Source organism: Glutamicibacter sp. BSL13, from assembly GCF_052928425.1.
Genome location: NZ_JAVGCZ010000103.1, coordinates 1 through 9,210, shown reverse-complemented (window position 1 = coordinate 9,210; position 9,210 = coordinate 1). Strand labels below are relative to the sequence as shown.

Genomic DNA, 9,210 nt, shown 5'->3' with positions numbered 1-9,210 from the left:
GCGGCGCCCCCGGGTCGTGGCCCAGCCGCAGCACCTGCCGGTGGCCACCGAATTGACCGGCAGCTACCGGCAGCTGGAGCGTCCGGCCAGTGTGGACGCCGCCCTGGCCAACAGCCACGCCGCCAACGAACCGGGCACCGCGCAAGACCCGGGGGCCGGGGACCCGCTCTCCCAGCTGCGCGCCAAGGACGAGGACCCGGCAGGGTGGGGTGAGAAGCCTGATGACCTGGCCGAGGGGATGCGCCGCGAAAAACCGCCGCACTGGGGCTGATACGCCGCCGGCCGCACCCTAGTTCACCAGCACGGCGGAAACCTTGCCGCGGGTGACCGCCCCGGAGAGCTCATCGGCCTGGGCCCCGTCGGCGGCCACCACCACAATGCCCTCCCCGGACGTGCCGGAGGCCGGCAACAAGCCCAGCGAATCACCCTCGCCGCGCTGCGGCACCCACAGCACCGGCAGGCGCCGGCCAATGGTGTGGGAGATGATCTCCTGTTCAAAGCCGTCCCCGCTGCTGAGCACGATATCCACCAGCTGCCCGGGGTGCAGCAGCTGAACGGTGGCCGGATCCGACAACCGGATCGGCACCGCCACACTGCCCGGCGGCATCCCGGTCAGCAGCTGTGGACCAATCAACACCTGTTCATTGAGCAATGCACCGGCCGGTAAACCCACCGCCAGGCGCTGGCCGATGGCCTGCTGGGGGTCATCGAGCAGCCCCGGAACCTGTGACAGGCCGCTGACCGGTGAGAACACCACGTCCTGGGCCAGCAGCTGGGACCCGGCGGACTTCTCCACGGCCAGGGTCAGCACCTGCTGGTCGCTGGTCCTTTCCGGCGCCAGGGCGCTGAGCAGCGAGGCGCCCGCCAGCACGGCGAAGGCTACCGCCAACGGGCGGCGGTAGCGACGGAACAGCTCGGCCCGTGAGGACGCCGGGCGGCGGCGGGGACGCGGAATTCGTGGGACACGCGGGGTGCGAAATCGGCTCATGGCCCCATGCAACCACCGCGGCCCCGGTTCCGGGCGCCCGCGTCCGCGGATTGTGGAGGATGCTAGGGGAGGAGGATCCCTAGAACCCGTTGTCCAGGCGCCGTATCGCCGAGGGCATGATCACCACTCCGACCGGACGGTCATGGCGGTCCACGGCGAATGAGCCGGCCTCCACGAACTCGTCATCGCGCACCAGCGCCGCAATCCGGGTCTGGTAGCCGTCAATCTTGGGCAGGAACCGGTCATAGTAGCCCCCGCCCTGCCCCAGACGCAGCCCGGCAGCATCCACCGCCAGGGCGGGGATGAACATCAGGTCAATCTCGGCAAACAAGCTGGCATCGTGGCGCGGTCCGACCGGTTCGTTGACCGGGGCCACCCGGCTCTGCACGATCTCGGTGCCCGGCTCCCAGCGGGTCCAGGACAGGACATGTCCCGGCTCGCACACCGGCAGGTAGACCTCGAAGCCGCGCCCGGTCAGCTCCTGGAGCAACGGGGCCGTGTCCGGCTCGTCCGGGGAGGAAAAGTATGCCGCCACTTTCTTCGAATGCCCCTCGGGGGCCGCGTCCAGTACCTCCAGCACCCGCTGGCGAAGCTGGGCAGCCTCCTCGGCGCGCAGTTCCGGGGAGAGCCGACGCCGCTCGGCGCGAATCGCCCGGCGCCAGCTGGGCTTGTCCTGCGGCACGGGCGGGTGATGCTCCAAACGATGCGAAGGGTGCTGGCTCATGCAAGCTACTGTACCTTTTGTCCGCATCCCGCCCAGCCCTGCCGGGGTGGCGATTCGCCCTGGATCCACAGCGTCATATCGGTGGCCCTTCGATGTGTCAGGCGCGGCGCAGGGCCGGCGGCGGCATACGATACTCATATGTTTTCCTCCTGGCTGCCGCGTCCGGCACTGGACGTGCTTGAGTCCGACCGGTTGCTGCTGCGCAGGCTGACCCGGAAGGACTACGAGGCGTGGATGCACCTGCGCTGGGTCAACAGCCAGTGGCTGCAACCATGGGATCCCACCGACCCCGCCGGACGCACCCCCACCACCACCTTTCAACAGATGGTCCGCTCCCAACGCCAGTCGGCGCTGGAAGGGACCGGCTACTGCTGGGTGGTCACCCTGAAGGACCCGCACGCGGCCAACCCGCCGCTGATTGGGCAGGTGTCCCTGTCCGGGATCCAACTGGGGGCCGCGCGCAGCGCCTCGATTGGCTACTGGATTGATCACGGGCACGCCGGGTTCGGCTACATCCCCGAGGCGGTGGCCCTGGTGGGGGACTACAGCTACGCAAAGCTGGGGCTGCACCGGCTGGAAATCAATATCCGCCCCGAAAACGCGGCCAGCCTGCGGGTGGTGGAAAAGCTGCGGTTCCGTGACGAAGGGGTGCGCGAACGCTTTCTGCACATCAACGGGCAGTGGCGGGATCACCGCACCTTCGCGCTGAACCGAGAGGACTTCAGCGGGACACTATTAGAACGTATCAACGAATCCCGGCCCGAACCGCGGCCCTGAGTCGTGGTTTGCGCGCTGATGTGAGGCAACTGGGCAGAAAACTTGTAGACACACCGCGACATTTGACCAGCGCCGCGTGATCGGTTGCATAGGGTTAAATCGAGAATCCCTGACCTGGATTCAATGTTGACCGACCGGAATCGGTGATGGAGGAATCAATGGCTGCCACGTCGCAGAGCGCACCGCAGAAAAAAGTTTCAGCTGCCCAGCCAAAACTTCGCCTGCGCTATGGACGGTTGAGCGTGGCCCTCGTCGGCTTGCTGGCCCTGGTGGCGACACTGGTCACCGCGGTGCTGGCCCCGTTCACCTCGATCGGTTTCGGCCTGGTGTTCTTCCTCTTCGCCCTGGGAGTGGCCAGCTTCGCCGCCCTGCGCACCATGGCCGTGCGTGACCGCAACCGCAAGCTGCTGCAGCGCATGGAAGCGGTACGTGAGCAGGCCCTGCACACCCCGGCCTTCGAGGACTCCAGCAACCAGGTCATCGCCAAGTCCGCGAAGGATGAGAAGGTTTTTGACGCCCGACCGGATTCCGGCCGTCGGGCTCCCTCGATTACCGCAGAGGAACTGCGTGCCGAGGCCCTGCGCGTGGCCCGCGGCGACGGTGGCGTGAAGCAGCCGGCCACCTGGGAACCGACCGAGGTGCCCAAGCCGAAGTACGTTGCCGTGCGCGAAGCCACCGAAGCCACCCGTCAGCAGGTCGCCGAGCAGGTTCGTCCCGAGCCGCTGCCGAAGGCCGAACCGCTGCGCCCCAGCGCGAAGATCAGCCTGAAGGCCTCCGAGGAGGCCCGCGAGATCGCCAAGCAGGTTTCCGCGGCAGACAAGGCGGCCATCGCCAAGCTTGACGCCGCCCGCGGCACGGGCGAGGAAAAGGCCGCCGAGACCCCGGTGAAGCCGGCCGCCAGCGAGGAAGCCGCCAAGGCTGCGCCAGCCAAGGCCGAGAAGGCCGCCCCGGCGCCCAAGGCGAAGACCGAGGCCGAGGGATCGAAGCAGCGGCTGAACCTGGACGCGGTGCTGCAGCGCCGCCGGGCCTAGCACTTCACCGCACCACGACACAGCAACGGGCTGGGAACCACTGGTTCCCAGCCCGTTGTCGCAGGTTTTAGCCGGTGTACGGCTAAAGCTGTTCGTCCTCACCCAGCAGCGGCCCGCCGCTGCCCTTGTGGTGGCCAAAGACCAGCGTGGTTTCCGTGTGGCCCACCGACTCGTCCGTGGCCAGGTTATCCAGCACCCAGTCCCGCAATTCCTCGGTGGAGCGCACCGCAATGTGCAGCAGGTAGTCGGTGCCGCCGGAGACGTGGAACATGGACAGCACCTCGGGAAGCTGCGGGATGCGTTCACGGAAGCGGTCAATCTTCTCCCGGTCATGGGCCCGCAACTTCACCGAAATCAGCGCCTGCACGGTGCGGCCGACCGCGGTGAGGGAAATCTCCGCGTGGTATCCGGTGATGATGCCGCGCTCCACCAGCGAACGGGTGCGCAGCAGCGCCGTGGACGGGGCGATGCCGGCCCGCTGGGCCAGTGTGGCATTGGAGATGCGCGCATTGCCGACCAACTCATCGATGATAATTCGGTCAATCTCATCAAGTTCGGTGTTCGGGTGCGAATCGGAGTGCGAAGACATAGCAACATTTCATCACATTCCCGCTTCCCCGGAATCCACCGGCCAGCCGCCAGCTGCCCGGCTCGGCTGCCGGCCCCAGGATCCAATGTGCTTAAACGTTGCGGGTGCGCCGGAGGAAAACCAGGGTGGCGGATCACTATATTTGAACCTATGACGCGACAATCAGAATTCACCGGCGAGCTCTACGACACCCGGCTGGCCGCCTACTGCCTGGTGGAATCGGAGGGCCGTTTCCTGCTGACCCTGTGGGACATGCGTCACCGTGACACCCATTTCATGCCGCGCTGGTCACTGCCCGGCGGGGGAATTGAACTGGGGGAGGACCTTGAGCAGGGCGCGGCGCGCGAGGTCTTTGAGGAGACCGGCTATCACGTGAAGGACCTGGTCCTGCTCGATGCCTCCACCGGGGTGATTCCGGCCGCCAAACGCTATGTGCAGACCGCGCACGCCATGCAGACCGTGGCGATTGTCTACCGGGCCAGCATCGGCGGCGGGTCGCTGCGTCACGAGGTCGGCGGCAGCACCAGCCGCGCCGAATGGTTCACCCGCGAGGAAATCAGCAAGCTGCCGCGCATTGAACGCGTCGACAGGATGCTGCGCCTGTACTAGAACACAGCGTGTGACCCGGCCAAACACCGGGTCGTGGCATAGGCTAAGGGAAGTATGAAACGTCGCAAAGTGTTGCCGGTCCTCTGCACCGGCGCGGTGCTGGTCCTGGGTCTCAGCGCCTGCACCGGCAACCCCCAAGACCCCGCACCGCCCACCGAAGCGGTCGAATTGCGCATGGCCACCCACTCCGAGCCCACCTACCGGGCGCTGGGGGCCATCTACGCCGACCAGCTGGAGCAGAAGGGCTACCAGGTCACGCTGCTGGACCCGGTGGCGGACCCGGCCGCTCAGGTCCTGGCCGGGCAGGCCGACCTGGTGATCACCAGCGCCGGCACCGCCGCCCACCAGGTGGCCCCGGCCAGGCCGGATACGAAGAACACCGACAGCGCGGTGCTCAGCCGGGAGCAAAGCGCCAAGATGATCGCCGGCGCCCTACCCGAAAATGTCCGCGCGCTGGATGCCAGCCCCGGGGACCTGGGTTCGGTGCTGGTGATGAGCCGGGCGCAGCTGGCCCTGCAGGACGTGGAGGACTACAAGGAGCTGGCCCAGAAGTGCCCGTCCCTGAAGCTCGCCGCCCCGCAGGCCTCGGCCACCCTGCTGCGTGAGGGGCTGGATGGGGCCAACTGCTCCGCCGCCAAGGTGGAGGCCACCACCGCGGACCGCCTGCCTGGCATGTTGCGCAACGCCGAGGTGGACGGTGTGGTGCTTTCGCAGGCCGACGCGCTGATCGCAGACGAGGGCTTTGTGGCCGTGGCCGGCACCGAGGCGCTGTTTGACAGCGAACCGGTCCTCGCCCTGGGCGATGCGGACGTGGATGAGGGCGCGGCCCGCGCCATCAACGAGGTGACCGCGAAGCTGGATGAGGATACGCTCACCGCCGTGTCGCGCATGGCCCACGGCACCGAGCCGGCCAGCGCCGAGGACGTCGCTGAACGCTGGCAGTGGCTCTCCCAGTAGCCGCCCGGGCCGGTGCCCAAAAAAGTTTGAAATGGAATTACGCGCCGCGAGACTTGCACCGTTGCGGCGTGAGAAAGTAGGGAACATGCCGGAATTCAAGCAGTCCACCAAGCTTCACAACGTCCTGTACGACATTCGTGGACCGCTGCTTGAGCACGCCCAGCGGATGGAGGCCGAAGGGCACCGCATCCTGAAGCTGAACATCGGCAACCCGGCCCCGTTTGGTTTTGAAGCCCCCGACGCGATCCTGGTGGACATGATCCGCAACCTGCCCAACGCCCAGGGCTACTCGGATTCCCGTGGCATCCTCTCGGCGCGCACCGCGGTGTCCCAGTACTACCAGACCCGCGGCATCCAGACCATTGGCGTGGATGACGTGTACCTGGGCAACGGGGTGTCCGAGCTGATCACCCTGAGCCTGAACGCGCTGCTGAACAACGGGGACGAGATCCTGATCCCGGCCCCCGACTATCCGTTGTGGACCGCCTCGGTGTCCCTGGCCGGGGGCACCCCGGTGCACTACCTCAATGACGAGTCCGAGGGCTGGCTGCCGGACATCGAGGACATGGAATCGAAGATCACCGCCCGCACCAAGGGCATCGTGATCATCAACCCGAACAACCCCACCGGGGCGGTGTACCCGAAGCAGACGCTCGAGGCGATCCTGGAGCTGGCCCGCCGGCACAACCTGGTCGTCTTCTCGGATGAGATCTACGAAAAGATCCTCTACGACGAGGCGGTGCACGTGAACACGGCCTCCCTGGCCGATGACGTACTTGTTTTGACCTTCTCGGGGCTCTCCAAGGCCTACCGGGTGTGCGGTTTCCGCTCCGGGTGGATGGCCATCTCCGGGCCGAAGCAGCAGGCGCGGGACTATATTGAGGGCATCAACCTGCTGACCAACATGCGCCTGTGCGCCAATGTTCCGGCCCAGCACGCCATCCAGACCGCACTGGGCGGGTACCAGTCGATCAATGACCTGATCCTGCCCGGCGGCCGGCTGCGCGAACAACGTGATGCGGCCTACGACCTGCTGACCGCGATCCCCGGTGTTTCGGTGCAGAAGGCCAAGGGCGCCCTGTACATGTTCCCGAAGCTGGATCCGCAGGTGTATCCGATCCACAACGACGAAACCTTCGCCCTGGAACTACTCAAGGCCCAAAAGATCCTGGTGACCCAGGGGACCGCCTTCAACTGGGTGCGCCCGGACCATTTCCGGCTCGTTACCCTGCCCTCGGTCCGCGACCTGCAGGACGCGGTGGGACGCATCGGGGAATTCTTGGCAGACTGGCGTTCCCACGCCTGACCAACTACCTGGAAGTGGTGCAACCATGAACGGCAACGTCGAAAACAGTGACCTGATCCTGGGGATGCGGGTTGGCGGCGAGCCGCGCCTGGCCGAGCGCCAGACCGGCCTGCCGCACTGGTGGCCGGTGCAGGCACCACAATCCAAGGCCGAGGGGAAGAAGGCCCTGGAGCACCTGGGCGAGCAGCTCTCCGATGATCAGGAAAAACTGTTCGCCTCGGCCATCGCCGGCGGCTCAAAGGATTCGGTGCTGCTGATCCTGCAGGGGATGGACACCTCCGGCAAGGGCGGCATCGTCCGCCACGTGCTGGGACTGGTGGACCCGCAGGGCGTCTCCCACCACTCCTTCAAGGCCCCGACCCCGGAGGAACGGGCCCACGACTTCCTGTGGCGCATTGAACGCCAAGTGCCGCAGGCCGGGATGATTGGTGTCTTCGACCGTTCACACTATGAGGATGTGCTGGTTCACCGGGTGCGGAAGCTGAGCACCGCCGAGGAAGTCGAATCCCGCTACGGGCGGATCAATGACTTTGAACAGCGCCTGGTGAACCAGGGCACCCGGGTGCTGAAGGTGTTCCTGCACCTGAGCCGAGAGGAGCAGTACCAGCGGCTGATGGCCCGCCTGGATGACCCAACCAAGCACTGGAAGTTCGCCACCGGGGACGTAGATGACCGCCTGCTGTGGGACGAATACCAGAGCGCCTACGAGATCGCCATCAGCCGGACCAACACCAAGGCGGCTCCATGGTATGTGGTTCCGGCCGACCACAAGTGGGCCGCCCGGTGGTGCGTGGCCAAACTGCTGCAGCAGGTGCTGGGGGAGATCAACCCGCAGTGGCCACAGGCCACCTACGATGTCGCCGCACAGCGGGCGCGGCTGGAAGCGGCGCACTAGCCAGCAGGCTGCCGCCGGAGTGCGGATCCGCGCCCCCAGGCTGGCTCTGCCCGGCCGGGCAGCGGGGTGGTCGTGTGCCCCGGAGCAGCGCGCAGGTTGGTGGGTGGGGAACCTAGTCCTCGTCCTCCATGTCCTCAACCCGCTGCCGCGCCTGCTCCAGGCGCTGGGAAACGCCGTTGAGCCAGTTCTCGCAGTGCAGGGCCAGCGCCTCACCGCGCTCCCACAGCTTCAGGGACTGCTCCAGGCTGGCGCCGCCGGTCTCCAATTGGTTGACCACCGAGACCAGTTCCTCGCGGGCCTGTTCGTAGCTGAGCTGGACGATGTCTTCGGGGAGCTGCTGGGTCATTTTCATATCCTTGTCATTCACGGGCGTCTGGGAAGTTTCACATGGGGCGGCGCCGGGCGGGACTACGCCTCACGAGGTTCCGGGTGGACATCGCGCACCTGGGCGTCGAACCGGCCGGCCGCGACGCGCACCCGCACCGCCGCCCCCGCCTCCAGGACCGCGGCATCACGAATGATGGCCCCGGACGCGTCCTGGGCGACCGCGTAGCCGCGGTCCAGGGTTTGCTGGGGTGAGAGCGCCCGCACCTGGGTGGCCAGGTGGCGGATCTCGTCCCGTGCCCGGTCCACCCGATGGCGCAGCAGCTGGGTGGACCGCTCCCGCCAGCGGGAGAGGTCCTCGCGGCGAGTGGTGATCATGGTTTCGGGGAACGCCATGACCGGGCGGGCACGCAGCGATTCAAGCAGCTGGGCCTCACGCTGCAGCTGGTGGTTGATGGCCCTATCCAGCCGGTCCCGGGCCTGGGCCAGCCCGGCAAACTCCTCCTGCAGATCCGGCACGATGCGCTTGGCCGCGTCTGTGGGGGTGGAGGCCCGAAGGTCGGCCACGTCATCCAGGATCGGGCGATCCGCCTCGTGCCCGATGGCGGAGACTACCGGGGTGGTTGCGGCGAACACCGCGCGCACCAGCTCCTCACTGGAAAACGGCAGCAGGTCCTCCAGCGCCCCGCCGCCGCGGGCAATGACAATGACATCGATTTGCGGGTCCGCATCCAGCTGGGCCAGCGCCTCCATCACCTGGGAGGCGGCGTCGCGGCCCTGCACGGCGGTGTTGATGATCCTAAAGCGCGCCGCCGGCCACCGCAGCGTCGCGTTGCGCACCACGTCCTTCTCCGCATCCGAATCGCGCCCGGTGATCAGCCCGATGGTGCGTGGCAGCACCGGTAGCGGCTTCTTGTGCTCCAGGGCAAACAGCCCCTCCGCGCCGAGCGCCTGGCGCAGGCGTTCCAGCCGGGCCAGCAGCTCGCCGAGCCCCACCGGGCGCAGGTCGG

General features: G+C 67.1%; 12 protein-coding genes. 7 read left to right on the top strand and 5 right to left on the bottom strand.

Translation table 11 applies throughout. The features are described 5' to 3' along the window. The coding region (locus RCJ92_RS13605; RefSeq protein ID WP_446754828.1) for a hypothetical protein at window positions 1–271 on the top strand (271 nt) is incomplete at its 5' end. An 18-nt stretch (window positions 272–289) separates the two neighbouring features. Here the strand turns inward: RCJ92_RS13605 and RCJ92_RS13600 are convergent. Together RCJ92_RS13600 and RCJ92_RS13595 are read right to left on the bottom strand one after the other, a co-directional pair. After that, the gene (locus tag RCJ92_RS13600) at window positions 290–988 is read right to left on the bottom strand and encodes an RcpC/CpaB family pilus assembly protein (protein ID WP_446754827.1); all 699 of its coding nucleotides are present in this window, start codon (window positions 986–988) and stop codon (window positions 290–292) included. A gap of 79 nt (window positions 989–1,067) precedes the next feature. Then, window positions 1,068–1,712 (bottom strand): 5-formyltetrahydrofolate cyclo-ligase, encoded by a 645-nt coding sequence (locus tag RCJ92_RS13595; RefSeq protein WP_446754826.1) that lies wholly within the window; start codon window positions 1,710–1,712, stop codon window positions 1,068–1,070. Window positions 1,713–1,850: 138 nt separating this feature from the next. On the opposite strand from RCJ92_RS13595, the gene RCJ92_RS13590 reads away from it, so the two are divergent. Next, window positions 1,851–2,489 (top strand): GNAT family N-acetyltransferase, encoded by a 639-nt coding sequence (locus RCJ92_RS13590; RefSeq protein WP_446754825.1) that lies wholly within the window; start codon window positions 1,851–1,853, stop codon window positions 2,487–2,489. 158 nt (window positions 2,490–2,647) lie between these two features. Further along, window positions 2,648–3,520 carry a hypothetical protein gene (locus tag RCJ92_RS13585; RefSeq protein WP_446754824.1) on the top strand — a complete coding sequence of 291 codons (873 nt, stop codon included), beginning with the start codon at window positions 2,648–2,650 and terminating at the stop codon, window positions 3,518–3,520. A gap of 82 nt (window positions 3,521–3,602) precedes the next feature. Here the strand turns inward: RCJ92_RS13585 and RCJ92_RS13580 are convergent, their stop codons facing one another. Next, the gene (locus tag RCJ92_RS13580) at window positions 3,603–4,109 is read right to left on the bottom strand and encodes an Lrp/AsnC family transcriptional regulator (protein ID WP_054821790.1); all 507 of its coding nucleotides are present in this window, start codon (window positions 4,107–4,109) and stop codon (window positions 3,603–3,605) included. Between the two features lie 150 nt (window positions 4,110–4,259). Between RCJ92_RS13580 and RCJ92_RS13575 the strand changes: the two genes are divergently transcribed. From RCJ92_RS13575 to RCJ92_RS13560, 4 genes are all read left to right on the top strand, one after another. Continuing rightward, the gene (locus tag RCJ92_RS13575) at window positions 4,260–4,718 is read left to right on the top strand and encodes an NUDIX hydrolase (RefSeq protein WP_138926571.1); all 459 of its coding nucleotides are present in this window, start codon (window positions 4,260–4,262) and stop codon (window positions 4,716–4,718) included. Window positions 4,719–4,772: 54 nt separating this feature from the next. After that, entirely contained in the window at window positions 4,773–5,675 is a 903-nt protein-coding gene (locus RCJ92_RS13570) for a glycine betaine ABC transporter substrate-binding protein (RefSeq protein ID WP_446754823.1), read from the top strand. A gap of 85 nt (window positions 5,676–5,760) precedes the next feature. Beyond that, the gene (locus RCJ92_RS13565; RefSeq protein ID WP_138177316.1) at window positions 5,761–6,981 is read left to right on the top strand and encodes a pyridoxal phosphate-dependent aminotransferase; all 1,221 of its coding nucleotides are present in this window, start codon (window positions 5,761–5,763) and stop codon (window positions 6,979–6,981) included. Window positions 6,982–7,006: 25 nt separating this feature from the next. Further along, window positions 7,007–7,876 carry a PPK2 family polyphosphate kinase gene (locus tag RCJ92_RS13560; protein ID WP_446754822.1) on the top strand — a complete coding sequence of 290 codons (870 nt, stop codon included), beginning with the start codon at window positions 7,007–7,009 and terminating at the stop codon, window positions 7,874–7,876. Window positions 7,877–7,988: 112 nt separating this feature from the next. Here RCJ92_RS13560 and RCJ92_RS13555 read toward each other — a convergent pair whose 3' ends face one another. Together RCJ92_RS13555 and xseA are read right to left on the bottom strand one after the other, a co-directional pair. Then, on the bottom strand, window positions 7,989–8,222 hold the full coding sequence (locus tag RCJ92_RS13555) for an exodeoxyribonuclease VII small subunit (protein ID WP_138926569.1): 234 nt from the start codon (window positions 8,220–8,222) through the stop codon (window positions 7,989–7,991). A 62-nt stretch (window positions 8,223–8,284) separates the two neighbouring features. Beyond that, window positions 8,285–9,210: exodeoxyribonuclease VII large subunit (gene xseA / locus RCJ92_RS13550; protein ID WP_446754821.1), on the bottom strand; the 926-nt coding region annotated here is incomplete at its 5' end.

Bases quoted from the DNA above. Each gene is read 5' to 3' on its own strand.
- RCJ92_RS13600 (WP_446754827.1), bottom strand. From the start codon at position 988: ATGAGCCGATTTCGCACCCCGCGTGTCCCACGAATTCCGCGTCCCCGC.
- RCJ92_RS13595 (WP_446754826.1), bottom strand. From the start codon at position 1,712: ATGAGCCAGCACCCTTCGCATCGTTTGGAGCATCACCCGCCCGTGCCG.
- RCJ92_RS13590 (WP_446754825.1), top strand. From the start codon at position 1,851: ATGTTTTCCTCCTGGCTGCCGCGTCCGGCACTGGACGTGCTTGAGTCC.
- RCJ92_RS13585 (WP_446754824.1), top strand. From the start codon at position 2,648: ATGGCTGCCACGTCGCAGAGCGCACCGCAGAAAAAAGTTTCAGCTGCC.
- RCJ92_RS13580 (WP_054821790.1), bottom strand. From the start codon at position 4,109: ATGTCTTCGCACTCCGATTCGCACCCGAACACCGAACTTGATGAGATT.
- RCJ92_RS13575 (WP_138926571.1), top strand. From the start codon at position 4,260: ATGACGCGACAATCAGAATTCACCGGCGAGCTCTACGACACCCGGCTG.
- RCJ92_RS13570 (WP_446754823.1), top strand. From the start codon at position 4,773: ATGAAACGTCGCAAAGTGTTGCCGGTCCTCTGCACCGGCGCGGTGCTG.
- RCJ92_RS13565 (WP_138177316.1), top strand. From the start codon at position 5,761: ATGCCGGAATTCAAGCAGTCCACCAAGCTTCACAACGTCCTGTACGAC.
- RCJ92_RS13560 (WP_446754822.1), top strand. From the start codon at position 7,007: ATGAACGGCAACGTCGAAAACAGTGACCTGATCCTGGGGATGCGGGTT.
- RCJ92_RS13555 (WP_138926569.1), bottom strand. From the start codon at position 8,222: ATGACCCAGCAGCTCCCCGAAGACATCGTCCAGCTCAGCTACGAACAG.